21 protein-coding genes are annotated in these 23,575 nt (G+C 65.0%); 10 read left to right on the forward strand and 11 right to left on the reverse strand.

The genetic code is table 11. The features are described from left to right. Positions 1-50 precede the first annotated feature (50 nt). From rsmA to rsmI, 5 genes are all read right to left on the reverse strand, one after another. Positions 51-923, reverse strand: a complete 873-nt coding sequence (rsmA, locus tag CJ028_RS13450; RefSeq protein ID WP_167395144.1) for a 16S rRNA (adenine(1518)-N(6)/adenine(1519)-N(6))-dimethyltransferase RsmA — start codon at positions 921-923, stop codon at positions 51-53. Continuing rightward, positions 920-1,903 (reverse strand): TatD family hydrolase, encoded by a 984-nt coding sequence (locus CJ028_RS13455; RefSeq protein WP_105035738.1) that lies wholly within the window; start codon positions 1,901-1,903, stop codon positions 920-922. The genes rsmA and CJ028_RS13455 overlap by 4 nt, the downstream gene beginning before the upstream one ends. Next, a complete protein-coding gene (gene metG, locus CJ028_RS13460) occupies positions 1,896-3,467 on the reverse strand; it encodes a methionine--tRNA ligase (RefSeq protein ID WP_105035739.1) in 1,572 nt (523 codons plus the stop codon). Before metG ends, CJ028_RS13455 begins: the two co-directional genes overlap by 8 nt. Before the next feature lie 38 nt (positions 3,468-3,505). Further along, positions 3,506-4,453, reverse strand: a complete 948-nt coding sequence (locus tag CJ028_RS13465) for an NADP-dependent oxidoreductase (protein ID WP_205684048.1) — start codon at positions 4,451-4,453, stop codon at positions 3,506-3,508. Between the two features lie 116 nt (positions 4,454-4,569). Beyond that, entirely contained in the window at positions 4,570-5,448 is an 879-nt protein-coding gene (rsmI, locus tag CJ028_RS13470; protein WP_105035741.1) for a 16S rRNA (cytidine(1402)-2'-O)-methyltransferase, read from the reverse strand. A 78-nt stretch (positions 5,449-5,526) separates the two neighbouring features. Between rsmI and CJ028_RS13475 the strand changes: the two genes are divergently transcribed. The 4 genes from CJ028_RS13475 to CJ028_RS13490 all read left to right on the forward strand — a co-directional run bounded on the left by CJ028_RS13475 (position 5,527) and on the right by CJ028_RS13490 (position 10,047). Next, positions 5,527-7,062 (forward strand): dolichyl-phosphate-mannose--protein mannosyltransferase, encoded by a 1,536-nt coding sequence (locus CJ028_RS13475; protein ID WP_105035742.1) that lies wholly within the window; start codon positions 5,527-5,529, stop codon positions 7,060-7,062. Positions 7,063-7,217: 155 nt separating this feature from the next. Continuing rightward, entirely contained in the window at positions 7,218-8,318 is a 1,101-nt protein-coding gene (locus tag CJ028_RS13480; RefSeq protein ID WP_105035743.1) for a fatty acid desaturase family protein, read from the forward strand. Positions 8,319-8,462: 144 nt separating this feature from the next. After that, complete coding sequence (locus tag CJ028_RS13485) at positions 8,463-9,068, forward strand: hypothetical protein (RefSeq protein ID WP_129590495.1); 606 nt, start codon at positions 8,463-8,465, stop codon at positions 9,066-9,068. Between the two features lie 127 nt (positions 9,069-9,195). Continuing rightward, entirely contained in the window at positions 9,196-10,047 is an 852-nt protein-coding gene (locus tag CJ028_RS13490; protein WP_240607271.1) for a WxL protein peptidoglycan domain-containing protein, read from the forward strand. Here the strand turns inward: CJ028_RS13490 and CJ028_RS21470 are convergent. Then, positions 10,044-10,346, reverse strand: a complete 303-nt coding sequence (locus tag CJ028_RS21470) for a hypothetical protein (protein WP_240607272.1) — start codon at positions 10,344-10,346, stop codon at positions 10,044-10,046. The two genes, CJ028_RS13490 and CJ028_RS21470, sit on opposite strands and share 4 nt — an antisense overlap. A gap of 20 nt (positions 10,347-10,366) precedes the next feature. Here CJ028_RS21470 and CJ028_RS13495 point away from each other — a divergent pair, with 20 nt between their 5' ends. From CJ028_RS13495 to CJ028_RS13515, 5 genes are all read left to right on the forward strand, one after another. Continuing rightward, the gene (locus tag CJ028_RS13495; RefSeq protein WP_161498986.1) at positions 10,367-12,304 is read left to right on the forward strand and encodes an ice-binding family protein; all 1,938 of its coding nucleotides are present in this window, start codon (positions 10,367-10,369) and stop codon (positions 12,302-12,304) included. A gap of 249 nt (positions 12,305-12,553) precedes the next feature. Next, the gene (locus tag CJ028_RS13500) at positions 12,554-13,141 is read left to right on the forward strand and encodes a WxL domain-containing protein (protein ID WP_105035746.1); all 588 of its coding nucleotides are present in this window, start codon (positions 12,554-12,556) and stop codon (positions 13,139-13,141) included. A 113-nt stretch (positions 13,142-13,254) separates the two neighbouring features. Further along, a complete protein-coding gene (locus tag CJ028_RS13505; RefSeq protein ID WP_105035747.1) occupies positions 13,255-14,640 on the forward strand; it encodes an L-serine ammonia-lyase in 1,386 nt (461 codons plus the stop codon). Positions 14,641-14,782: 142 nt separating this feature from the next. After that, complete coding sequence (locus CJ028_RS13510) at positions 14,783-15,238, forward strand: LysM peptidoglycan-binding domain-containing protein (protein WP_105035748.1); 456 nt, start codon at positions 14,783-14,785, stop codon at positions 15,236-15,238. Positions 15,239-15,330: 92 nt separating this feature from the next. Beyond that, positions 15,331-16,257 carry a sulfurtransferase gene (locus CJ028_RS13515; protein ID WP_105035749.1) on the forward strand — a complete coding sequence of 309 codons (927 nt, stop codon included), beginning with the start codon at positions 15,331-15,333 and terminating at the stop codon, positions 16,255-16,257. 30 nt (positions 16,258-16,287) lie between these two features. Here CJ028_RS13515 and CJ028_RS13520 read toward each other — a convergent pair whose 3' ends face one another. Then, the gene (locus CJ028_RS13520; RefSeq protein ID WP_105035750.1) at positions 16,288-18,786 is read right to left on the reverse strand and encodes a DEAD/DEAH box helicase; all 2,499 of its coding nucleotides are present in this window, start codon (positions 18,784-18,786) and stop codon (positions 16,288-16,290) included. Positions 18,787-18,898: 112 nt separating this feature from the next. Here CJ028_RS13520 and CJ028_RS13525 point away from each other — a divergent pair, with 112 nt between their 5' ends. Then, on the forward strand, positions 18,899-20,536 hold the full coding sequence (locus CJ028_RS13525; RefSeq protein ID WP_105035751.1) for a molybdopterin-dependent oxidoreductase: 1,638 nt from the start codon (positions 18,899-18,901) through the stop codon (positions 20,534-20,536). Positions 20,537-20,746: 210 nt separating this feature from the next. On the opposite strand, the gene CJ028_RS13530 is transcribed toward CJ028_RS13525, so the two are convergent. From CJ028_RS13530 to CJ028_RS13545, 4 genes are all read right to left on the reverse strand, one after another. Next, positions 20,747-21,586: a ferritin-like domain-containing protein gene (locus CJ028_RS13530; RefSeq protein WP_240607274.1), complete on the reverse strand. Its 840-nt coding sequence runs from the start codon at positions 21,584-21,586 to the stop codon at positions 20,747-20,749. A gap of 331 nt (positions 21,587-21,917) precedes the next feature. Further along, positions 21,918-22,673, reverse strand: coding sequence for a twin-arginine translocase subunit TatC (gene tatC, locus CJ028_RS13535; RefSeq protein ID WP_105035856.1), 756 nt, complete (start codon positions 22,671-22,673; stop codon positions 21,918-21,920). Between the two features lie 48 nt (positions 22,674-22,721). Beyond that, positions 22,722-22,988, reverse strand: coding sequence for a twin-arginine translocase TatA/TatE family subunit (gene tatA / locus CJ028_RS13540; RefSeq protein ID WP_105035753.1), 267 nt, complete (start codon positions 22,986-22,988; stop codon positions 22,722-22,724). Positions 22,989-23,117: 129 nt separating this feature from the next. Further along, complete coding sequence (locus tag CJ028_RS13545; protein ID WP_105035754.1) at positions 23,118-23,474, reverse strand: (2Fe-2S)-binding protein; 357 nt, start codon at positions 23,472-23,474, stop codon at positions 23,118-23,120. Positions 23,475-23,575 lie beyond the last annotated feature (101 nt).

The raw sequence follows: 23,575 nt of genomic DNA on the forward strand, positions 1-23,575 counted from the left end.
ATGCTTTTAACTTAGCCCAGCCTTCGTGCCCACACCGACAGCCGCCGAGCCTACGCGGGCGACCAGACGCGCGCGATGGCGAGAAAATCGTGCACGGTGAGCTGCTCGCCCCGCGCCTGCGGGTCGATGCCCGCCGCGGTCATCACAGCGGATGCCGCGGCCGAGTCTCCGAGTACGACCGACAGCGACTGGCGCAACATCTTGCGGCGCTGCTGGAAGGCAGCGTCGACGAGCGCGAACGTTTTGAGTCGCAGCTCCTCGGATTCCAGCGGCGCACTTCGACGTTCGAACGCGATCAAAATCGAGTCGACGTTCGGAACCGGCCAGAACACCTGACGGCTCACCTTGCCCGCGGTACGGAAATCGCCGTACCAGGCCGCTTTGACACTCGGGCTGCCGTAGATCTTGTTGCCAGGGGGTGCGGCAAGGCGTTCGCCGACCTCGGCCTGCACCATGACGACCCCCGCGCGAATCGACGCGAAGTGCTCGAGCAGGTAGAGCAGCACCGGCACAGAGACGTTGTACGGCAGGTTGGCGACCAGTCGGGTGGGGTCGCCGGGCAGTTCGGTGATCTTCAGGGCGTCGGCGCGGATGACCGTGAGCTGGGCACCGGGCTGCATCAGTTCGACGGTGAGCGGCAGCTGTTCGGCCAGGCGGTCGTCGATTTCGACGGCGACGACGGCCGCGCCAATTTCGAGCATGCCGAGGGTCAGCGAGCCGAGGCCAGGGCCGACCTCGACGACGGTGTCGCCGGGCGCGACCCGGGCGACCTTGACGATACGTCGCACGGTATTGCCGTCGATCACGAAGTTCTGGCCAAGTTTTTTGGTGGGGTTGACGCCGAGCATCTCGGCCAGGTCGCGGATCTCGGCCGGACCGAGGAGGGTTTTCACGGGCTTCGGGTGCTCAGGAGCGTCGGTCATGCGATGCCGCCGCGCGGCGTCAGGTCCGGGCCCGGATCATCGTGAGCGGCCGTGACCGGCTCGGCGTCCCAGCGGCCGTAAACCAGCTCGGTGTTCGCGGTGATTTGAGCGGAGAGCAGGGAAACATCCGTTTCGAGGTGGGCGGCCATGCCGCGCAGCGTGTTCGGCAGCAGGTAGGGCGCGTTGGGCCGGCCGCGGTAGGGCAGCGGGGTGAGAAAGGGGGCATCCGTTTCGACCAGCAGCAGGTTGCGCGGAGCGGCGAACAGGGCGTCGCGCAGCATAGAGGCGTTTTTGAACGTGACGTTGCCCGCGAACGACATATACCAGCCGTGATCGGCACAGAGCCGGGCCATGTCGGCGTCGCCGGAGAAGCAGTGAAAGACGGTCCGTTCGGGGGCACCGACCTTGAGCAACGTGTCGATAACGGCTTCGTGAGCGTTGCGGTCGTGAATCTGTAGCGCCAGGTTATGCTCCTTGGCGATACGGATGTGTGCTTCGAAGGAGCGAAACTGAGCGGCGCGGCCTTCTTCGGGGGTGCGAAAGAAGTCGAGACCGGTCTCGCCGACCGCGACCACGCGCGGCTGCCCGGCGAGTTCGTTGATCACCGCGAGGGCGTCGTCGAGGGTGCCGGCCTCTTCGAGCGCTGGCGCCTCGTTGGGGTGGATCGCGACGGCGGCGAGCATGCGTGGCTCGATCAGCGCGGCGGCGGCCGACCAGCGTGACGTTTCCACGTCGCCGCCGACCTGGATCACCCCACGAACGCCGACGCTCGAGGCGCGGTCGAGCTGTTCCCGATAGCTGAGCGGATGCTCCCCGTCGGCGATTTCGAGATGGGTGTGGTTGTCGTAGACGGGCACTGTGAGCGGCTCCGGCAGCGGCGGGTAGCTCAGATCGCGGCCCGCGGTGTTGTCGCGCTTGCGAATGGCACTGCCGTAACCGTCGACGCCTCCGTCGAGGCCGGTGAGGGAATCACTAGGCATCAGCTGGCTCCACGATCGATTCAATGCGCGGAAAGAGCGGTTCGAGCGCGCTGACCCGGGCACCGCCGGTCCATTCCCAGGCCCGGTCGACGCGCTGGTCGGTGAGGGCACCGTCGCCGCCGAGCGAGGTCCAGAGCTTCGCGGTCGCGATGGGAATCACCGGCGAGAGCAGCACCGTAAGGGTGCCGAGGCCGCGAACGGCGGTGTGCAGCACGGTCTCGAGTCGCGCCCGGGTGTCCGGGTTCTTGGCCAGAGCCCACGGCTCCTGAATGGTGATATATCCGTTGAGCTCGTCGACCAGTTCCCACACGCTGGCGAGGGCGTCGTGGATCGCCAGGGTCTCAATGAAGGCGCCGGCGGCATCCGTCACCCGCCTTTCGGTCGCCGCAATCGCGAGGTCGTCGGCCGAAAGCTCACCGGCGGCGGGCACGACGCCGTCGCAATACCGCACGACCATGGCGATCACGCGCGAGGCGAGGTTGCCGAAGCCGTTGGCGAGCTCGGACTGGTAGCGGGCCGAAAGGTCCTCCCAGCTGAACGAACCGTCCTGGCCGAAGCTGATGGCACGCATGAAGTAGTAGCGAAAGGCGTCGGACCCGAACGTGTCGGTGATCTGGCTCGGGGCGATGCCGGTGAGCTTGGATTTGCTCATCTTCTCGCCGCCGACCAGCAGCCAGCCGTGGCCGAAGACCTGCTTGGGCACCTCGATGCCGGCGGCCATGAGCATGGCCGGCCAGATGACGGCGTGAAAACGCAGAATGTCCTTGCCGACGATGTGGGTGGCCGGCCAGCGGCTGGCGAACTCCTCATCGTTCTGGCCGTAGCCGGCCGCGGTGATGTAGTTGAGCAGCGCGTCGAACCAGACGTAGACGACGTGCGATTCATCCCAGGGCACCTTGATGCCCCAGTCGAAGCTCGACCGGGAGATCGACAGGTCAGAGAGGCCGCGCTTGACGAAGGACATGACCTCGTTGCGGGCCGCTTCCGGCTGCACGAAGTTGGGGTTCTCCTCGTAGAGAGCCAGCAGACGATCGGCGAAGGCGCTCATCTTGAAGAAGTAATTCTTCTCGTGCAGCAGCTCGACCGGCTTGGAGTGGATCGCGCAGACCGGCTGGCCGGCATAGTCACCGGTACCGTCGACGAGGTCGCTGGTCTGCTTGTATTCCTCGCAGCCCACGCAGTAGTAGCCCTCGTACTCGCCGGTGTAGATGTGGCCTTGCGTCTGCAGGTGCTGCAGAAACTTCTGCGCGTTCACCTCGTGGCGTTCATCGGTGGTGCGAATGAAGTCGTCATTGGCGATGTTGACGGTTTCCAGCAGAGGCTTCCACGCGGTCTCGACCAGACGGTCGGCCCATTCCTTGGGCGTCACGCCGTTGGCGATGGCGGTGCGCAGAATTTTCTGGCCGTGTTCGTCGGTGCCGGTGAGCAACCAGGCGTCGTCACCCGACTGTCGGTGCCAGCGCGCGAGCACGTCGGCGGCCACCTCGGTATAGGCGTGCCCGATGTGCGGCACATCATTCACGTAGAAAATGGGCGTGGTGATGTAAAAAGAGCCAGCGGACATGCGTTCATCTTATGCGCAGCGATCGCCCCCACGGTTCGCTACTCGGTGCGGGAGAGGTCTGCCGCTGGGCCGACGACCGGAAGGCGGTGTCGGTGACCGAACACCGGCGGGAGCGCCTCGTGGTTGGGCGGCACCGGCGGGCGATTCGGGGCATCCTTAGTGGCCTCAGTCTGGCGCAGGTCGATGCCGTGCACTTTTTGGTGCGCATACTCCACCGGCATCATGCACAGCACGATCTTTCCGTGGGCGTGTCCGGCTTCCAGCTCCCGATACGCTTCGCGTACCCGTTCAAATTCGTAAATCGCGGCCACCGGGATTACGATCTGGCGGTCGGCGATCAGGCTCGCGATCTTCTCAAGCACGACGGTGTCGGTCGAGTCGACATTCAGCAGAACGTTGTCACCGAGACGGTTCAGCTCGGCATCGATGCCCTCGGGTGCAATGCGCCGCAATCTCTCCTCGAATCCTGGGCCGTATTCCACCGGAATCACGCCGATCTGGCGCAGGTAATCGAAACTGTCCGGGCTGGCAGTGCCGATTACTCGAGATCCGCGTCGTTTGGCCAGCTGCGCTGCGATCACGCCGACGCCGCCGTGCGCTGCGTGGACAAGTACCGTGCGGCCCGGGCCCGGGTTTGCGCCTTGGACTGCCTGCCAGGCGGTCGCGGCAGCGACATAGAGGCTGCCGGCGATCTCCCAGGACAAACGCTCGGGCTTGGCGATCACGTTGCCGACCGGAACGGTGACGAAATTCGCCTGCGAACCGCGCACCGTGTGGCCGAGCACCGCGTCGCCAATTTTCCACCCGGTGACGTCCACCCCGATGCGTGCGATGAAGCCCGCGAAGTCGCTACCCTGCCCAGCGGGGAAGCGGGCAGGCCACTCGTTATCCAGATGGCCTTCCCGAATGCTGGACTCGCCCGGGTTCAGGCCTGCGGCCATGACTTCGACGACCACCTCACCAATACCCGGAACGGGGGTCGTCATCTCGACGAAATCGAGAACTTCCGGACCCCCATAGCGAGAGAATTGCACCGCATGCCACATAGGTACCTCCCGACAGAACCTCGCTAGCGCGACTGCACGACTCGCGCTTAGTGACGTCAACGCTGAGGAAGACTCGGATATTCCGGTTTTTTCGCGGAAGAACCGCCCAAACCGGGGCCTGCCTTGGCCTGTAGCGCGTGCTCATACAGCTCACGCTTGCCGAGGCCGCTCGCCGCCGACACGTCGGCCGCGGCATCCTTCAAGCGGATGCCGCCAGCCACCAGGTCGAGCACCTCAGCCACACCCATGGCCAGGTCAATTACCCGCACCTCGGCACCGGCCACCACGATGCAGATCTCGCCGCGCACGCCGGCTGCCGCCCATTCGGCCAGCTCGGCCGCTGTGCCGCGCTTGACCTCTTCGAAGAATTTGGTCAGTTCCCGGCAGACCACGACGCGGCGGTCGTCGCCGAGTGTGGCGGCGAGGTCGAGGAGGGAGTCAGCGAGGCGGTTGGGCGATTCGAAGAAAACCATGGTGCGGCGTTCCGCAGCGAGGTCGCGCAGCTGCTTGACCCGCTCACCGTGCTTCCGCGGCAGGAACCCTTCGAAGGTGAACCGGTCGGTCGGAAGCCCCGAGACGGCGAGAGCGGTGAGCACGGCGGACGGGCCGGGCAGGGCGGTGACCTGCACGCCGGCAGCCACCGCGGCATCCACCAGGTGAAAACCCGGGTCAGACACGGTGGGCATGCCGGCGTCGCTCAACACCAGGATGTCGACCTCGCGGGCCAGCTCGACCAGCTCAGCGGCCTTGCCGCGTTCGTTGTGGTCGTGCAGGGCGATGAGCTTGGGCCGGTTTTCGATTCCGAGGGCTTTGAGCAGGTGTACGGTGACGCGGGTGTCCTCGGCCGCCACGATGGTGATGGTACTCAGGGTCTCGATCAGGCGCCGGGAGGCGTCGCCGAGGTTTCCGATCGGGGTGGCAGCAAGGATGATCATGGGTCCAGTCTCGCAGTCGCCGCTCAGTACGATGGTCAGGTGCTGGCAACTAGTCGATGGGTTCACTGGATTCGCTGGATGCACTGGGGCGCGCCCCTCCTCGTGGTCCTGTTGGCCGCCGGCTTACGTCTATGGAACCTCGGCGTGCCGCACGCGCTCGTGTTCGACGAGACCTTCTATGTGAAGGATGCCTGGACTCTCTTCAACAACGGGTACGAGTCCACCTGGCCGGCCGACACCAATCCCCTGTTCGAGGCGGGGCAGACCGACATCTTCACGACGGATCCGTCGTTCGTGGTGCACCCGCCGCTCGGCAAATGGCTCATCGCCCTCGGCATGAACCTGCTCGGCCCCGGCAACCCGTGGGGCTGGCGCCTGGCCACCGTTGTGGTCGGGGTGCTCGCGGTCGTGCTCATCATGCTCATCGCTCGAAAGCTGTTTCAGTCCCGTCTGCTGGCCTTGATCGCCGGTTTTCTGCTCGCCATCGACGGTCACGCCATCGTCATGAGTCGGGTTGCCCTGCTCGACAACTTCGTGATGTTCTTCGCGCTTCTCGGCTTCGGAGCGATCCTGATGGATCGGCAGTGGCACGCGACGCGCCTGGCCGCCCGGCTGGTCGGGCTGATCGACGTCGGCTGGGGCCCGACCCTGTGGTGGCGGCCCTGGTTGCTCGCCGCCGGTCTCGCGTTCGGGCTGACCAGTTCGGTGAAGTGGTCGGGGCTGTACTTTCTGGCCGCTTTCGGCGTCTACCTCGTCGTCGTCGACGCGCTCGCCCGGCGCCGTAACGGCGTGACGTTCTGGGCCAGTGCCGCCATCCTGAAGCAGGCCCCGGTCACGTTCCTGCTCCTGGTCCCCGTGGCCGTCATTACCTTTCTGGTGTCCTGGACGGGATGGTTCGTTACCCGCGGCGGCTATTACCGAGAGTGGGCCGACGGGGTGGGAGCGGCCTGGACCGGACCGCTGGCCTGGGTTCCGCACACCCTGCAAAGTTTCTGGCACTACCAGGCGGCCGCGTACACCTACCATGTGGGCCTCGCCACGCCGCATCCGTACCAGGCCAATCCGCTGACCTGGCTGTTCATGATTCGCCCGACCAGCATGTACTACCGCGGTTCCAGTCAGGGCGAATTCGGATGCCAGTTTCAGAACTGCTCCGAGGCCATCACGTCGGTCGGCAACCCGCTGATCTGGTGGGCGGCGACCGCCGCGCTGTTCTACCTGGTGTATCGACTGGCCCGTTACCGGGAATGGCGCGTCGGCCTCATTCTCATGGGCATGGTCGCCGGCTACCTGCCCTGGCTGATGTACCTGAACCGCACGGTTTTTCAGTTTTACACCATCGCCTTCGAACCCTATCTGCTGCTCGGCCTCGTGTTCGTCATCGGCATGTCCCTCAAGCAAATTCCCGACCTGGCGGGGCCAGAACACCGGCATTCAGCACATTCGCAGGTGTACGAACATGACCCCCACCCGCGGGCCGGAGCCCTTAGCGCCGTGATCGTCGGCCTCGGGGTGGCGCTGCTGCTGACCGCGTTCTTCTTCCCTGAATGGACCGGAATGCAGACTTCGTTCACGTTTTGGCAGCTCCACATTTGGATGCCAAGTTGGCGATAGATCGGTCGAATACATTCCATTTTTGGCATATACTCACTGGGAAACGCGTGTGAATTAGCCACGATGGAGGGGTTCGCGAACGTAGACTGACGGCTATCTGCTCCACGAGTAATTACTCACGTCCCGGCTGAGAAGTCCCGATCCACTAAGGCCTCATGTCGGAAGCACTAACCGCACCCTCGGTCCGTATTATCAGGACCCGGCCGGGTGGAGATACAAAGAATCCCACAACAGAATATTCGGCGCTCCTGCATACCGTGCGCAATCTCGGCCTTCTCGGCCGTCGCACCGGCTTCTACTGGATGGTCTTCTCCATTCTCGTCGTCGCTACGCTCGGCGCTGCTGCCGGGTTCGTTTTGCTCGGCGACACCTGGTACCAGCTGATCATCGCCGGCGCGCTCGGCCTCATCTTCACCCAGTTCGCCTTTCTGGCCCACGAAGCCTCACACCGTGCCGTGTTCACCTCCGGTAAGGCAAATGACCGGGCCGGTCGTATCCTCGCCAATCTCTTCGTCGGCATCAGCTACGCCTGGTGGATGACCAAGCACAGCCGTCACCACGCCCAGCCGAACGTCATTGGCAAGGACCCGGACATCGAGCCCGACTTCATCGTCTTCACCGAAAACGATGCCAAGCAGGTCAGCTGGCTCAGCTCGTTCGTCACCCGCAAGCAGGGTTATCTGTTCTTCCCCCTGCTCATGTTCGAAGGCATCAACCTGCACATCCAGGGCTTCAAGACCGTGTTCGGCAAGAACAAGGTCAGCGAACGCTGGGTCGAGATCACGATGCTCGTCACACGCCTGGCGCTCTACCTCGCGGTGATCTTTTACTTTCTGCCGCTCGGCATGGCGTTTGCATTTGTGGGCGTGCAAATGGCCGTCTTCGGGGTCTATATGGGCGCAACCTTCGCGCCCAACCACAAGGGCATGCCGCAGCTTCCGGCCGAAAGCCGGGTCGATTTTCTTCGTCGCCAGGTGCTCACCAGTCGCAACATTCGCGGCGGCACCTTTATCGACCACTACATGGGCGGTCTCAACTACCAGATCGAGCACCACCTGTTTCCGAACATGGCCCGTCCGCACCTGCGTAAGGCCCAGGAGATCGCCAAGGAATACTGTCTCTCCCACGACGTGAAGTACACGGAAACCGGCGTCTTCGAGAGCTACGGCATCGTCATCGCCTACCTCAACAAGGTGGGCCTGGCTGCGCGTGATCCGTTCGACTGCCCGATGGTGCAGCGCTTCCGCACGCACTAGAACCACCCGATACGAGCAGGCCGTTTCCCGTGGGAGGCGGCCTGCTTTTTGCACTCCAGACCGGCACGTTTGGGTATTAGGGTATTTGTACTAAAAGTGAGGGGTGAGCTTGTACAACAAACCTCCAACTCATGGGGGATGTTCGTGGCAGGTGGCACCGAGCGAGGTCTGATTGGATTCACGAGTCTCGCCCTGGCCATTGGGTTGGTCGCCGTGCTCTCGCCGGCGGCGAGCGCCGACACCTCCACCGACACGGTCAATCTGGCGATTCTCGGCGGAGCGCTCTCCGCCGTGGTCTCCGCACCAACTCAGATGACCCCCGTCGTTCTCGACGGACGTACCAGCCACACGTCGGTCGGCAGCCCCACCGAGTGGACCATCACGAATGCTCGCGGTTCCAGTGCAGCGTGGAGTCTGTCGGTGAGCGCCACGGACTTCGTGAGCGCTGCCGGAACTCTCGACGCCCAGGAACGCACCGTCGCCGTGGAAAACCTGACCATCACGCCCGGAATCGTCACGGCCCGCACCAGCGCAGGTACCGATGCCGCCCCGACGACCAAGCCCGTTTCCGTCTCCGGCCAACCGCAGGCGCTGGTCTGGACCAACACACTGGGCAAAGGGACCTTCACGCTGACCCCCAAATTCAGTCTCAGCGTTCCCCCGAACGCCTACCGGTCGAATTTCTCGGGCGCGATCGACGAATCCCCCGTGAACCCGTTCGTCTCTGTACTCACGTTCACGATCGTCTGACGCGCATCTCGCGCGAACCTTGATCCAATACTGACTGGAACACTGGCCCCGATCTGAGGCCCCCGTGTGAGAATAGCGTTATTGCCTCATTCGGGGGTCATACCGGATACCAAAAAAGATCCACCCCATGTCACACCGTTCCACCATCCGTCGCCTAATCTGCACGCCGCAGGCCACACCAGATTCGACCCGGAAACCGGTTCGGGCACGTCCGATCCGCAGGCTCGCCCTCCTGGTGGCTGTCGCCGTTCTGGGCCCGGTGTTCGCTACCCTCGCCGTCGTCTCACCGGCAGCCGCGATCGACGACGGAACCCTCAGCATCCGCCCCGAACTGGAATCTGACTTTTTTCACATCAATCTTGCTCCCGGCGCCGCGATCGAAGCCAACGCCATCGTCAGTAACCACACGGATGCCCCGGTCACGCTTCTGAGTTACGCGGTCGACGGACAGAGCACCCAGCAGGGCGCCTTCGCCCTTGCCGCCCAGAACGACGTGCAAACGAGTGTGGGCAGCTGGGTCACTCTCGGTGCAGAATCAATCACCATTCCGGCCAACTCCGACCTCACCGTGCCGTTTCGACTGAGCGTTCCCCTCACGGCGACACCGGGCGACTATGCCGGCGGAATCATCATTCAGAGTCCGCCCATACAGGGTGAGACGACCACATCTGACGGTGATGCGGCGCTGCGCCTGGACGTCATCCAGCGGCAGGGCGTGCGCATCTACCTGAACGTTGCCGGCACGGCGATAACTCGGCTGGGCCACGGCGACCTGAGCTGGGAACGCGTGGGTGACGAGGTCACGTTCACCCTGCCGATTCAGAACACGGGAAACACAATCCTGTATCCGACCGCCAGCCTGGACCTGAACAGTGTGATCGGGGCCACCACCGAGCTGCAATTCGCGACGCCGGAGAGCATCCTGCCGGGGGCCACTCTCAACCTCGAGGCAACATTGCCGCAGGCTGCATTCATTTAGCTTGGCGACGCCGACGCCCAACTGGTCTCCGCTGCCGGAACTGAGCGGGTCAGCACGACGTTCAACGACGTGCCGTGGTGGATCGTTCTGATCCTGCTGCTGGTGGTGGCCGTGATCGCCTTCGGTGCCTGGCGCGCCACGCTGTTCGTGCGGCGCGCCGCCTGGCCTTCGCGCAGGTCGCCCAGACGGAGCTTCCGGTGAGCGATTCGGAGACCGACGCTTCCCAGCGTCGACCAGTGCGATGACGACGACGCACCTGCCCCGACGCCGCGCACGGCGGTCGGGGGGCCGCCGAACACACCTCATTGCGTTGCCGGCATTGACGATTCTTCTGCTGCTGGCCGGCTTGTTCGTGCCGCAGCCGGCGGCCGAGGCAGCCACCGCCACGGTTGATCTCAAAACGGCCGGCAGCTACTCCGTGCTGGCCACGGACGCCATCGCGAGCACCGGCAACAGCGCCCTGAGCGGCAACGCCGGAACCAGCCCGGGAACGGCGATCACCGGATTCCCCCCTGGAATTCTCACCGGCAGCATCCACGGCGGCGACAGCCACGCCACGGTCGCTCAGGCCGACCTCGTCGCCGCCTACACCGATGCGGCCGGACGGGTGCCGACCGGTACCGTAGCCGGCGACCTGGCCGGGCGCACACTCACGGCCGGCGTCTACAAATCCACTGCGGCGCTCGCCGTGAGCACAACGCTGACCCTCGACGCGCAGAACGACCCCACCGCAGTGTTCATCTTTCAGATCGACGCGGCGTTCGACACCGCAGCGGCCAGCAGTATAGTGCTTGCCAACGGCGCCCAGGCCTCGAACGTGTTCTGGCAGGTGGTCGGTGCGGTCTCCCTTGGCGCCAATTCGGCTTTCACCGGAACGATTCTCGGCCGTGCCGCGATCTCGATCGGGGCCGGTGCCAGCTTCACCGGCCGCGCGCTGACCTCCAGCGGTGCCATCGCCATGGCCAGCAACATTTTCATGACCGAGCCGCCGCTCAACCTGCGAACCGCCGGCAATTATTCGGTGCTGGCCGGGACATCCGTTGTGAATTCGGGCGGTACCATCCTGAGCGGCTTTCTCGGGGTGAGTCCGGGCACCGGCCTGACCGGTTTTCCGCCTGGTCTGGTCACCGGCAGCACTCACCTCGGCACGGCCGAGAGCGCCCAGGCTCAGCTCGACCTGCAGTCCGCCAGTAACGATGCGCTCGCGCGCCGGCCCACCCACTCGGTCGCCAACACCGGGAACTCGTCGTTCGACGGTGATATCGGAGTGAGCCCCGGAACGGCGGTCACCGGGTTTCCGCCCGGGGAGCTTACGGGCACCATTCGCGGCGGCGACGCGGCGGCGGCGACCGCACAGGTCGACCTCGCCGCAGCGTACAAGGATGCCGCGGCGCGGCCGGCCAGCGCCGCCATCTCCGGCGACCTGGCCGGCCGCACCCTCACCTCCGGGGTCTATAAGGCGGCTGCCGCCCTCGCCATCAGCACCACGCTCACCCTCGATGGACAGGGCAACCCGAACGCCATCTTCATCATCCAAGTGGATGCCGCCTTCAACACGGCCGCTGGCAGCAGCATCATCCTGACTAACGGAGCACAGGCGTCGCGGGTCTACTGGCAGATCGCCGGCGCGGTGTCACTGAGGGCGGCATCCGCTTTCACCGGAACCATCATCGGCATGGCCGCGATCTCGATTGGGGCCGGCGTCAGCTACGTCGGGCGGGCGCTGACCGCCAACGGCGCCGTCAGCATGAGCACGGCGAGTTCCACCAGTCCGGTGCCGGCCGCCGGCGACCTCACCGCGACGACCGCGGGCGCAACACTGTCAGCGGTGACCCTGCTGGGCACCCAGCCGCAGTTCGCCACGGGCGTGTCGAGCCAGTGGTCGATCGTCGACGCGCGGGGAACCGGAGCGGCCTGGACCCTCTCGGTGAGCGCAACCGCGCCGACCAGCGCGGCCGGTACGGTCGAAACCAACGAGCGCGTGCTGCCGGTGGAGAACCTCGCCATCGCGCCGGGCGCCATCACGACCGGCCCCAATACCGATGCCGCGACCGGCATCAGCGCGCCGACGCTGGCGCTGTCGGCCGCACCGCAAACCCTGATCGCCACGTCGGGCCCGAACCGGGGCACCTACTTGCTGACGCCGACCTACAGCCTGATGATTCCGGCTAATGCGTACCGGTCGAATTACGCGGGCGCCATCGACGCCTCAACGATGAACCCCAACGTGACGGTGCTTACCTTCACCATTTCGTAGCCGATCCGAGCGTGCGCCAACCCCCATTCTGGGCATTGCGCCAACCTTGAGCTAACGCTGATTCAACCCTGCGCGACGAACCCCCTATTTGCGCGCCCCCGTGTAAGGATTGATTTATCGCCACCGGAACTTAGTTTTCAACGGATAACGAGTTCGGTTCATAGCCTGCGACATCCGCTTCTCCCACACTTCGCGTGGACACGCTATTTGGCGTGCCCGCACCACCAGCACCACCTCAGAGGACACACCATGCACGCTTTCACCAAGACCGCGGGAATCATCGTCGCCACCGGCATCCTGTTCGGTGTGGCCCTCTCCCCCGCCCAGGCAGTCGTCAGTGCGGACACCATCCAAGCGACCATCACCGCCGGCAACCTCACCGCCAACCCCACCGCGCCCGACGCGATGACCGCGGTGGTTCTCGACGGCGTGAACGCGCAGTCGCCCACCGGAACCGCGCCCACCTGGACCATCACCAACGCCCGCGGCACGAACGCCGCCTGGTCGCTCTCGGCCAGCGCCACCGACTTCGTCAGCGCGGCCGGCACGGTCGACACGACCGCCCGCACCCTGCCGGCGTCCAACCTGGTCATTACGCCGGGCACCATTACCGCCGGCACCGGTTCCGACGCGGCTCCCACCGCCGAGGCCGTCACCATCAGCAACGTCGCCCAGTCGCTGGTGTACACCACCACCCTCGGCAAGGGCACCTTCACCCTCGCGCCGACCTTCAACCTGAGCGTTCCAGCCAACACCTACCGCTCCAATTTCTCGGCCGCGATCGGCAGCACCGCCGTCAACCCCTACGTATCGACCATCACGTTCACCATCGCGTAGCCACCATTCTCGGCAGGTCCTTCGGGTGGACCTGCCGGGTAATGCCCCGCGCCTCACGGTGCGGGGCATTGTTGGTTAAGCCCCCCGCGCGCGGGTGCCGTAGCATGAAGTCCGTGACAGCGTACGTCTCAGCCCTGGACCTGTTTTCCATCGGAATCGGCCCGTCCAGTTCTCACACGGTGGGTCCGATGCGTGCTGCCCGCGTTTTCGCCGAAGACCTCGTGGCGACCGGTCGCCTGGCCGAGGTGGAGCGCATCCGCTGTTCCCTGTTTGGATCGCTCGGGTCAACCGGTCTCGGCCACGGCACACCCGATGCCGTCCTCGCCGGGCTGACCGGCCTGCGCCCGGAGACCTGCGACCCGGACCAGGTGCATTTCGCCTGGTCTGGCCTGCGCGATGGCGCCACCCTCACCCTGCTCGGTGGCCACAGCATTCCGATCAGCACCGAGGACGTCTGCTTCGAACCCCGCACCCGCCTGCCCGGCCACCCGAACGCGCTCACGCTGTCCGCCTGGGCGGCCGACAGCGAAGCAGATGCCGTCCCTCTGCTCGAGGAGACCTTCTATTCGATCGGTGGCGGGTTCATCCGCCGAGGCGCCGAACGCTCGAGTGCCCAGACCCGAGTGCCCCAGCCACTTCCCTACGATTCCAGCGCAGAGTTGCTCGCCCTGTGCGACGCCCACAATCTCACCATCTGCGAGGTTGCCCGCCGAAACGAGGAGGCGATTCACGGCGCCGCAGCGCTCGACGCGGGCCTCGACGCCATTTGGGACGCCATGCACACCTGCGTGGAAGCCGGGCTCAGCCATACCGGAATTCTGCCGGGCGGCCTCAAGGTCAAGCGTCGGGCCGCCGCTGTACGTATGCGCCTAGAGGAATATGATCGCCTGCCGCTGCACGACCGGGACACCTCCACCGAGTGGCTGCACGCCTTCGCGCTCGCGGTGAACGAGGAGAACGCGGCCGGCGGCCGGGTAGTCACCGCGCCGACCAATGGGGCGGCCGGCATCATCCCGGCCGTCGGCCACTACTACCTGCGCTTCGTTCCCGGAGCGGATGCCGCCGGCATCCGTCGGTATCTGCTCACCGCCGTGGCGATAGGGTCGCTCGTGAAGGCGAATGCTTCGATCTCCGGAGCCGAGGGCGGCTGCCAGGCCGAGGTGGGCGCGGCCTGTGCCATGGCCTCCGGCGCGCTCTGCGCTGTGCTCGGCGGCACTTCGCGACAGGTCGAGAATGCAGCCGAGATCGCTATGGAACACCACCTGGGGCTCACCTGCGATCCGGTTGGCGGCCTCGTGCAGGTGCCCTGCATCGAGCGCAACGCCATCGCCTCGTCGACCGCCGTGTCGGCGGCCCGGCTGGCACTGCACGGCGACGGAACCCACCTGGTCTCGCTCGACACCGTGATTGAAACCATGCGGCAGACCGGACTCGACATGATGACGAAGTACAAGGAAACCAGCGAGGGCGGGCTCGCCGTGAACGTCATCGAGTGTTGAACAGTCACCCCTGAACGGGGGTAGTACGCTTCTTCGTTGCGTCATGTCGGCAGCCTAAGCTGGCTGAACGCGTGCATCGACGATGTCGCAGCGCGCCTCTTGAAAGGGTCGAACCATTCGCAGCACACTCGCACGCCGCCCGTTGGGCATCATTGTTGCCGCTCTCCTGCTCGTGACGGTGGCTGGCTGTGCCGGCGAACCGGCTCCGGCCGTCACCGTGACCATCACCCCGACCGTCACGCCAACGCCCACACCGAGCCCCACGCCGACACCGACGCCCGTTCCCACCGAAGAGCCGGCGCTCATTCCCAATCCAACGGTGCCCGACCTCGTTCCCAATGCGGAGCCCGTGCCGCTGCCGCAGGGGCCGGCCACCGACCTCGGCAGCACACCAGGAGCCCGCGGCACCACGACCGCCGACGGTGCCGGGGCCCTGCTCACCTACACGGTCGTCGAGGGTGATGCCTTCTTCGACATCGCCCAACGATTCAATATTCCGGTGCAATTGCTGCTCACCATGAACCCCTCCGTGCCGGGGCTCGGCGAGAACATCTACATCAAGCAGATCATCAACCTGGACTGGACCACCACCCGGTAATCCGCACGGGTGCCGCCGGCCACTGTGTCGCCGGATGACTCGAACCGGCACCGGTTCCGCCCGGTGTCGGTGGCCCCCGCTAGCCTTGCACCATGAGTTCTCCCGTTCCGCCTTCGCGCGTTGTCTCCAGCCCCGTCGTGTCAACCCAGTGGCTCGCCGATCACCTCGGTTCCGAAAACCTGGTCATTCTCGACGCCACCGTCTTCGCGATGGCCCCGTCCACCACCGAGACCGGCGCACTGGGTCCGCGCTACCTCAGCGGGCGTGAGGACTACCTCACCAAGGGGCACATCCCCGGGGCGGTGTTCGCCGACCTATTCGACGTCTTCTCCGACCCGGCCGGTGAATTCGATTTCTCCCGGCCGAACGCCGACCTGTTCGAAATGGCTGCGGCATCCGTCGGTATCGACAACGGCACGACCGTTATCGTCTACGACGCCGTGGTCGGCCAGTGGGCGGCCCGCATCTGGTGGTTGTTTCGCGCCTTCGGCTACGACGATGTCGCTGTGCTCGACGGCGGCCTCTCTAAGTGGCACGCCGAAACGCGCCCCTTTTCGACCGGCGCGGTGCGCCCGCGGGTCGTCGGCGGGTTCACGGCACGGCCTCGTCCCGAGCTGTGGGTTGACAAGAGCTTCGTCGCGTCCATCGTGGCAGGCGTTGCGAATGCCGCCCTCGTCTGCTCCCTGCCGCCGGCGGAATTCGCCGGCACAGCCGGGGCACGAGCGCGGTCCGGGCACATTCCCGGCAGCATCAGTCTGCCGGCCGGCACACTCGTCGATCCCGCCACGAATGCATTCCTGCGCGGTGACCAGCTCAATGCAATACTTTCCCCGGCCGTCTCAGCCGCCGGATCGGTCGCTTCGGGTCACCTCGTGACTTACTGCGGCGGCGGTATCGCCGCGGCCGCCAGTGCCCTCGCGCTCATCCGCGCTGGCAATGAGCACGTGTCGATCTACGACGGCTCGCTCAACGAGTGGGCCGCCGACGCGGCTGCGCCGCTGACCGCGCCCGGCATGTAGAGCCGGGCATATGCCACCCGCACCGGCACGCTAGAGCCGATTCACCCCGGTGACGCGCACGACCGCGGCGCCGAGCTCGTCGGAGTCGGCGAGGTTGACGCTCGCGCTGATCCCCCAGTCGTGGTCGCCGGCCGGGTCGTCGAGAATCTGGCGCACGGTCCACTCCGCGGCGCCCTCCTCGATCATGAGCAGGTCGGAGCTCCTGGCGTCGCCGCCGGTGAGCAGCTCATCGTGCTCGGCGAAGTAGCCGTCCATCGCGTCAGCCCAGACATCGGCCGAGTAGCCGTGCTCGCGGTCGAGTTCGCCGAGCTCGTCGTAGTGTTCCAGCGCGGCCAGCTGCACCCGACGGAACAGCTCATTGCGCACCAGAATGCGGAATGCTCGCACGTTGGTGGTGAGGCGGCGAGGCGGCGGCGGCAGAATCGTGTGTGCATCCGCTTCGTGCGCGGCGAGGTCGGGGTGCAGCAGCTCTTCCCATTCGTCGAGCAGGCTCGAGTCCACCTGGCGCACGAGCTCGCCAAGCCATTCGATAAGGTCGAGTAGATCCTCGTTCTTGGCCTCGTCGGGAATGGTCTGCCGCGCGGCCCGATAGGCGTCCGAAAGGTAGCGCAACACCACGCCTTCGCTGCGGGCAAGCTTGTAGAACGCGATGAACTCGCCGAACGACATGGCCCGCTCGTACATATCGCGCACCACGGACTTGGGCTTCAGCTCGAAGTCGGCGATCCACGGCTGCGACGCTTTGTAGGTGTCGAAGGTGTAGTTCAACAGTTCTTCGAGCGGCTTGGGATGCGTGATCTCCTCGAGCAGCACCATCCGCTCGTCGTATTCGATGCCCTCACGCTTCATCGCGTTAACCGCTTCTCCCCGGGCGGCGAACTGTTGCCCCATCAGCACGGGCCGCGGGTTGTCGAGGGTCGACTCCAGAATCGAGATCATGTCGAGCGAGTAGGTCGGCGACTCAGGGTCGAGAAGTTCAAACGCGGCCAGAGCAAACGGTGACAGCGGCTGGTTGAGCGCAAAGTTCGCCTGCAGATCAACGGTCAAGCGGATGTTTCCGCTCGCGCTCTGCTCCACAATGCCGGCTTCGCGCAGGGTCTTGTAGATGCCCAGGGCGCGCCGGGCCAACACCAGCTGGCGGCGCCACGGTTCGTGGTTGTCGAACACGAGGGAGTGCACGTGGGCGAAGGCATCGCCACCGCGTCCGATCACGTTGATGAGCATCGCCGCGGTCATCTGCATGCTCGAGGACAGGGTCTCTGGCTCTGCATCGACCAGGCGGCGAAAGCTCGGTTCGCCCCAGGACACGAAGCCATCCGGTGCCTTCTTGCGCACGATCTTGCGCTTCTTTTTCGGATCGTCGCCGGCCTTCTCGATGGCCTTGAGGTTGTCGGTCTCGTGCTCCGGTGCCTGGATGACCACCGTGCCGGCCGTGTCGTAGCCGGCCCGGCCGGCCCGCCCGGCGATCTGGTGGAACTCCCGCACATTCACCTGACGCATTTTCACCCCGTCATATTTCGTGAGCGCGGTGAACAGCACGGTACGAATGGGCACGTTGATGCCGACGCCAAGGGTGTCGGTGCCGCAGATCACCCGCAGGTAGCCGCGCTGCGCGAGCTGCTCGACCAGCCGCCGGTATTTCGGCAGCATGCCGGCGTGGTGCACCCCGATTCCCATGCGAATGAGCCGCGACAGGGTCTTGCCGAAACTCGTGGTGAACCGAAACTCGCCGATCAGCTCGGCGATGACGTCCCGCTGTTCGCGGGTGGCTACCTTAGCGCTCGCGAGCGCCTGAGCGCGTTCAAGGGCGGCCGCCTGGGAAAAGTGCACAATATAGACCGGCGCTTTATCAGTGTGCAGCAGCTCTTCGACCGTTTCGTGCACCGGCGTCTGTTCGTAGTAGTAGCTGAGCGGTACCGGGCGTTCCACCCCGGTGACGACAGCGGTGGGCCGACCGGTGCGCCGGGTCAGGTCATCGCTGATGAATTTCACGTCGCCGAGCGTGGCCGACATAAGAATGAACTGCGCCCTTGGCAACAACAGCAAGGGCACCTGCCAGGCCCAGCCGCGCTCCGGATCGCCGTAGAAGTGGAACTCATCCATCACGACGAGGTCCACCTCGGTGTCTTCGCCGTTTCGCAGCGCGAGGTTGGCGAGAATCTCGGCGGTGCAGCAAATAATTGGGGCATCCGCGTTGACGCTCGAGTCGCCGGTCATCATGCCGACGTTCTCAGCACCGAAGGTCTCGACCAGGGAAAAGAACTTCTCGCTCACGAGCGCCTTGATCGGCGCGGTGTAGAAGCTGCGCTTGCCGGCCGAGAGCGCCGCGAAGTGCGCGCCGACGGCCACGAGCGATTTGCCGGTTCCGGTCGGGGTGCTGAGGATGAGGTTGGCGCCGGAGACGATCTCGATGACCGCTTCCTCCTGCGCCGGGTACAAGGTGAGGCCCTGTTCGGTCGCCCAGGTTTCGAACGCCTCGAAGAGAACGTCGGGGTCGGTTTCATTTTCAAGGCGCGCAAGCAGAGACATAGTCCCTTAACAGTGCACTACCGCGCGACCGAGATGTGACGGATGTCTGACGAAACCAAGCCGCTGCCCCTGGCGGGGTGGTAATCACAGCCGCTAGTTCTAGGCTGACGGCATGGTCTACGTCACCCCCGACACCGCTGCGGTTGCCGCGCCACGTCCGGCCCGGGCGCTGGGGCGCCCAGCCGCCGCCGGACTCGCCTCAGCCCTGGCCGGCCTCGGTCTGGCCGAGCTGACCGCTGCCTGGATCGCGCCCGGCGCCAGCCCGGTATTCACGGTCGGGGCCCTCGTCATCGACATCGTTCCGACCCGTGTCAAAGAACTCGTGATCGGTCTGTTCGGCACGGCCGACAAGATCGTGCTCATCGTCACCATCGTGCTCGTTTTGGCCGTGCTCGCCGCGCTGGCCGGCATCCTCGAGTCGAGGCGCCCACCGTTCGGCCGACTCGTGGTCGTACTCATCGGCGCGATCGCCCTGTTCGCGGCGCTCTCCCGCTCGAGCGTCTCGACCCTCGACGCCGTACCGGCGGTTGTCGCCATGGGAGTCGCGGCCATCGCGCTGACCTTCCTGACCACCCGACTGCCGATCGTTCGAGCCACCGGGCACACCGCCGCCACGCCCGACGGGGCGCTCCAACCGGACGCACCGTCGGGCGTGGCGGACCGCGCCGAAACCCCCAGCCCCGACCGCCGCCGCTTTCTCGTCTACACCGGCGTCACCGCGGGCATCGGGCTGCTCGCCCTGATCGGCGGCCAGCTCAGCGCCGCAGCAACCCGGGCAGCGGATGCCGCACGCGCGTTGTTCACGCTGCCAGCGGCATCCGTTGCCCAGGCCGCAATACCGGCCGCAGCGAGCCTCGACGTGGCGGGCATCACCCCGCTGATCACGCCGAACGTCGACTTCTATCGCATCGACACCGCCCTGAGCGTGCCGAGAATCGACCCCACCACCTGGCGGCTGAAAATCACCGGCATGGTCGAGAATGAAATCGAGATTGATTTCGCCGAGCTGCTAGCCCTACCGCTCGAAGAAAGCACGACCACCCTGGCCTGTGTGTCGAACTACGTCGGCGGCGACCTGATCGGCAATGCCACCTGGCTCGGTTACCCCATTCGCGAGCTGCTCGCCCGGGCGAAGCCAACGAGCGGCGCCGACATGGTGCTCTCGACCAGCCAGGACGGCTTCACCGCCGGCACCCCGATCGAGGCGCTGACCGACGAGCGCAATGCCATTCTCGCCGTTGGCATGAACGGCGAACCGCTGCCGCTCGAGCACGGTTACCCGGTGCGCATGGTCGTACCCGGCCTGTACGGCTACGTCTCGGCCACGAAGTGGGTCGTCGAGCTCAAGCTCACCCGGTTCGACCAGGAACAGGGGTATTGGACTCCGCGCGGTTGGTCCGAATTTGGCCCGGTCAAGCTGTCCTCCCGGGTCGACGTGCCGCGCGACGGCTCGACGATGCCGTCCGGATCCGTCGTCATCGCCGGCGTCACATGGTCGCAGCACGTGGGGGTGAGCAATGTCGCCGTGCAGATCGACGACGGCCCGTGGCAGGACGCCACCCTCGCCGAAGCGATCTCGGTCGACACCTGGCGGCAGTGGGCCTACACCTGGACCGATGCGACCAGCGGAAGCCACTCCGTCAGGGTGCGGGCAACGGATGCCGAGGGCCTCGTGCAAACGTCGGCCACCGCCGACGTGGCGCCCAACGGGGCCACCGGACTGCACGAGACCTCGGTGTCCATCTCGTAGCAATGCCCTGGGCGCAGGTTTACCTGGCGGGCGCCTGACTGAACGTGCGCCTAGCCATCAAACCTGCACCGCGACACCGCGCATCTACTAAGGGCGAAGCACCGCGATCGATTAAGGCGGCATACATGGTGCGCGGGAGTTGCGCCAGTGCGCGGGAGTTTCGCCTCCCGCGCAGCAGCCCAACTCCCGCGCACCGTGAGCGTGTCAGTTCTAGCCGTTGGCCCCGCTGGTGTTGATGACACCGTTCACGCCTGCCGGGAAGAACCCGCCCGACTTCACCGGCGCCGCATTCAGGTAGGTGATGTTGAGCACCTGAGCTGCACTGCGGCTATAGACCAGGCCGTTAGCGTCGGTGGGCACCAGGTTCGCCTTCGACGCGTTGCCGATGCCCTGGTCGAGGTCGGTCGGGCCGTCGACGGCGTCGCGCACATCGGAGATGGCCTGCGCGGTCGTGTAAACCGAAGGAAGAGCGATGCCGAGTGCGTAGAGCGTGCTGCGAATGACCCCGGCGTGGTAGGCCTCGACCGCGAGCAGGCCGGCGGCCGCTTCGAGGAATGTCTTGTTCGTGATCAGCGGCGCGGCGCCCTTGTACGCGGTGACTCCGACGTCTTCGAAGATGAAGGCCCCGAAGAGGAAGTTCGCCTCGTTGGCGTACACATCGAATTTCTGTCCGGGCTTGACCAGTCCGGCGGCCTGGGCGGCAGCGGTGAAGCTCGCGTCGAGGTTGATCTTCGGGCGAGACACCTTCGCGCTGCCCAGGGCAGACCGCAGGAAGGCCACGTGGGCCTTCTCGTCGGCGGCGATCTCATCGGCGTACTTCTTGATGATTGCGGTCTTGAAGTTCACCATGCGACCGCCGGTCACGCCGCCGCGAGTGCCGGTTCCCGTGGTCATGCTGTCGGGCAGACCGCGGCCGGTCGTGGCCCGAAGGTAGAACTCGGCCTCGAGGTATTCGAGGTTGAGGGCGAAGTTCAAAATGGCCGCGTCGCTCGGTGCCTCCGCCGGGCCGGTGGAGTCGACGGCCATCGCCGGGCCGCCGGTAGCGAGCATCGCTGCTCCTACACCGAAGCCAGCCACACCCGCCGCGCGAAGAAAGTTTCGGCGATCTGAAGAATTCTCCGCACTGCGATTGATGGCATTGGTAATAAATCCCTGATCAAACATCCTGGTTCTCCTGACGGTAAGTGAACGTGCCGGGTGTGGCTCAGTAACATCGGTAACGTACCCTCGCAAATCAATTTCGTGCAGGGGTGGACAAAGGTTGTAAGCAAACGATAAGAATAATTCTCACTTTCGTGCAGAAGTCCGTGTCTGCGCTATTTTGAGCGCGCCGAAGTTGCGTGCAGTTTCGGTGAAATCTTCGAGCCGGAGCGGTTGCAGATTAGAGCAACAGGCCGTCCGCGCCGACTCGCGGCACCCGGCGGGCAACGCGGCGGTCGTGAAGCAATGCAATTCCGTACGCGGCGAAATAGAGCACCACCATCGGCACGGCGAGTAGGAACATGGACACGACGTCGGCCGCCGGAGTCGCAATGGCCGTGAACAGGATGATCACCAGAATGGCCAGGCGCCAGGATTTGATAATGGAGCTGGCACTGATCACCCCGGCAAAGTTCAACAACACAATAAATACCGGCAGTACAAACGCGATCCCGATGGCGATCATCAGTTTCAGCACGAAGTCGAAGTAGTTTCCCGCATTAATCAGCGCAGCATCCTGCTGGGGCGCAAAACTCGTCATGAGTTCAACCACGTGCGGCAACACATACCAGCCGGACGCGCACCCGATCAGAAACAGCGGTACGGCCGAAAAAAAGAACCCGAAGGTGTATTGCTTCTCTTTGCGCGTCAGACCGGGCATCAGAAAAGCAAAGACCTGATACAGCCACATCGGGCTCGAAACGATCAGTCCGACGTAGAAGGAGATGCGTAGTTTCAGGTCAAAGGCGCTCGTGATATCTGGGTAATTGATCTGTGCGTTACGGTTCTGGGCACGCACGATCGCGTAGATCGGCTCGCGCAGACCATCCCAGACAAAGCCGGAAAGCAACCAGCCGGCAATGGCACCGACGAGGATGCCCGCAGCGGCGAGAAAGAGTCGCTTGCGCAGCTCAAGCAGGTGTTGCCCAAGCGACATCTTTTTCTTGGCGGGCGCGGTACGCACGCCCTCCACCACCACGATTGCCTAGGCTTTCGGGTTCGGCGTGCCGCTCGGATCGGCGCGAGGAATGTCGGCGCGAGCACCGTCGGCACGAGCACCGTCGGCACGAGCGCTGTCTGCCGAACCAACCGGCGTGCCGTCGTCGGTGCGTTCCGGGGTGATCTCGCTCTTGAAAATCTTCATCGACTGACCGAGACTGCGGGCGAGCCCCGGCAGTTTCGGTGCGCCGAACAACAGCAGGATCACGACGAGAATAATTAGGAAATGCCATCCGGTCAGGTTGCTCAGCATGCGAATTCTCCCTCTAGTGAGTCGGTCGTGCAGCAGTGTAACGGTCTCAGCGGAGATAAAACCGGGTAAATCTCATCATTTTTTTCGCCTGTAGGATAATCGCTCACCCGGGCGATAAAATTCACGCTGTCAGGGCGTCGACCCGAACGTTGCGAACCGTTCGAGAACCTCGCCGATGCGCATTGCGCACCCCCCGCATCCAGTGCCAGCTCGGGTCGCTGCACCGATACAGGCGACACTCGTGTTGCTGGCCTCGGCCGATTCGGCAATGGCACCGACGGTGACCCCGTTGCACCAGCAGACGGTCACATCGACGGCGAACGCGCTGCCGGCTTCGGGCTCGTAGTCCGGCCCGTCGTAGCACAGCAGCACGGAACGATCGGCCGGCAGTTCGCTGCCGCGTTCGAACAGCAGTGTCAGTTCGGCGGCGGTGCGCGGCATGCCGACAGAGACGCAGCCCTCCAGAATACCGCTGCGGGTGACCATTTTCACGTAGCGGCCGTGTTCGGGGTCGGCCCACTGCGAGACGCGCAGCGGAGCGGATGCACACCCCGCCGCATGGTCGTAGGCCGGGGACGTCCCAGGGA

The organism is Cryobacterium aureum (assembly GCF_002954245.1).
GTDB lineage: Bacteria > Actinomycetota > Actinomycetes > Actinomycetales > Microbacteriaceae > Cryobacterium > Cryobacterium aureum.

What these genes read in the sequence shown, in the direction of transcription:
- rsmA (WP_167395144.1), bottom strand. Translation starts at nt 923, where the DNA reads ATGACCGACGCTCCTGAGCACCCGAAGCCCGTGAAAACCCTCCTCGGT.
- CJ028_RS13455 (WP_105035738.1), bottom strand. Translation starts at nt 1,903, where the DNA reads ATGCCTAGTGATTCCCTCACCGGCCTCGACGGAGGCGTCGACGGTTAC.
- metG (WP_105035739.1), bottom strand. Translation starts at nt 3,467, where the DNA reads ATGTCCGCTGGCTCTTTTTACATCACCACGCCCATTTTCTACGTGAAT.
- CJ028_RS13465 (WP_205684048.1), bottom strand. Translation starts at nt 4,453, where the DNA reads ATGACGACCCCCGTTCCGGGTATTGGTGAGGTGGTCGTCGAAGTCATG.
- rsmI (WP_105035741.1), bottom strand. Translation starts at nt 5,448, where the DNA reads ATGATCATCCTTGCTGCCACCCCGATCGGAAACCTCGGCGACGCCTCC.
- CJ028_RS13475 (WP_105035742.1), top strand. Translation starts at nt 5,527, where the DNA reads ATGCACTGGGGCGCGCCCCTCCTCGTGGTCCTGTTGGCCGCCGGCTTA.
- CJ028_RS13480 (WP_105035743.1), top strand. Translation starts at nt 7,218, where the DNA reads ATGTCGGAAGCACTAACCGCACCCTCGGTCCGTATTATCAGGACCCGG.
- CJ028_RS13490 (WP_240607271.1), top strand. Translation starts at nt 9,196, where the DNA reads ATGTCACACCGTTCCACCATCCGTCGCCTAATCTGCACGCCGCAGGCC.
- CJ028_RS13500 (WP_105035746.1), top strand. Translation starts at nt 12,554, where the DNA reads ATGCACGCTTTCACCAAGACCGCGGGAATCATCGTCGCCACCGGCATC.
- CJ028_RS13515 (WP_105035749.1), top strand. Translation starts at nt 15,331, where the DNA reads ATGAGTTCTCCCGTTCCGCCTTCGCGCGTTGTCTCCAGCCCCGTCGTG.
- CJ028_RS13520 (WP_105035750.1), bottom strand. Translation starts at nt 18,786, where the DNA reads ATGTCTCTGCTTGCGCGCCTTGAAAATGAAACCGACCCCGACGTTCTC.
- CJ028_RS13525 (WP_105035751.1), top strand. Translation starts at nt 18,899, where the DNA reads ATGGTCTACGTCACCCCCGACACCGCTGCGGTTGCCGCGCCACGTCCG.
- CJ028_RS13530 (WP_240607274.1), bottom strand. Translation starts at nt 21,586, where the DNA reads ATGCTCGCTACCGGCGGCCCGGCGATGGCCGTCGACTCCACCGGCCCG.
- tatC (WP_105035856.1), bottom strand. Translation starts at nt 22,673, where the DNA reads ATGTCGCTTGGGCAACACCTGCTTGAGCTGCGCAAGCGACTCTTTCTC.
- tatA (WP_105035753.1), bottom strand. Translation starts at nt 22,988, where the DNA reads ATGCTGAGCAACCTGACCGGATGGCATTTCCTAATTATTCTCGTCGTG.
- CJ028_RS13545 (WP_105035754.1), bottom strand. Translation starts at nt 23,474, where the DNA reads ATGGTCACCCGCAGCGGTATTCTGGAGGGCTGCGTCTCTGTCGGCATG.